This is a genomic window from Pedobacter sp. 01N416, from assembly GCF_056399685.1.
Genome location: NZ_JBFTRT010000904.1, coordinates 1 through 1,137, shown reverse-complemented (window position 1 = coordinate 1,137; position 1,137 = coordinate 1). Strand labels below are relative to the sequence as shown.

Annotated in this window: 1 protein-coding gene; it reads right to left on the bottom strand. The window is 36.0% G+C overall.

Going from position 1 to position 1,137, the window contains the following annotated elements; all coding sequences use genetic code 11:
• Nucleotides 1-152: 152 nt before the first annotated feature.
• On the bottom strand, nt 153-926 hold the full coding sequence (locus tag AC1DND_RS28275) for an alpha/beta hydrolase (protein ID WP_477586221.1): 774 nt from the start codon (nt 924-926) through the stop codon (nt 153-155).
• Nucleotides 927-1,137 lie beyond the last annotated feature (211 nt).

Genomic DNA, 1,137 nt, shown 5'->3' with positions numbered 1-1,137 from the left:
ATTTTCTACTATATCTCTCACTATTTAATATGATGATAATGTTGTAATTATCTCATTTATAATTGGAAAAGAGGACGCAATATTTTTAAGTTTATTATGCACTCGCCTTTCCGTTGGACTGATCGAAAATCCTAAGCAAACCTGTCCCGAATTTAATTTTTAATCCAGTTGTAGATATAAGTTGCTACTTCTTCCCAATTTTTTTCACCAGCGATGAAATGTCCTCTTCCATTAAACATTTTAAAATCGGTTATACTTTCGGTATTTTTATAAGCTTTAAAATTTCTTTTATTCAAAGTAGCAGGCATGATATGGTCTTTTTCGCCAGCGATAAACAATAAAGGTTGGTGGGCTTTTTTAAAATCAACTTTGGCATAACTTTTTAACGTTCCCCAGGCAATTGCTCTGCTTTCTGGCACCACAAATTCCTCAAATACTTGATCCGATTCGGCTCTGGACAAAGTATTGCCGAAGGTGTAATGGAACCACGATTTGGTTGGCATAAAAACAGAGTTGCCTTTAAACGGATTAACAACTGTAAAATTAGATTTCCAAAAGCTCCATTCGTATGGAATAACACCCATTGGAGGAGCGCCATCAATCATCACCCCTGCTTCGCCCTTGCCCAAATCCATTAATTTTTGAACAGTCAGGCCACCCAACGAGTGGCCGATCAAAATTGGTTTTTCGGGTAAAGTATCGATAAATTTTACCAGGTTGTTAACCACATCTACAAAATTCACCTTTGTTAAATTTGGATCAATGTTCGTTCTTAAAGCAGTTGGATCACCTTCGTGTGAGGGATTTGCAGGTGTATAAACGGTGTAACCTTTGGCTTCGAAAAAGGTTTTCCAGGCTGCCCAGCTTTTGTTATTTACAAATAGGCCATGTACAAGTACGATTGTTTTTGATTTTAGAGTTTTCATGTTGTTTTTAGTTTTAATTTGATACCTCAAATCTCCAGCTTAAAAACAGCAATAATTTTAACCTAAGTTAAAATCGTTATTTACCTGTAAGTCTTTTTCTTATGCGGCTTAATGATGGCCCCTGAATGCCTAAATAAGAAGAAATATGGTAAAGCGGAATACTATTAAAAATCTGCGGATGGTATTTGATCAGATCGAGATAACGCTGTTC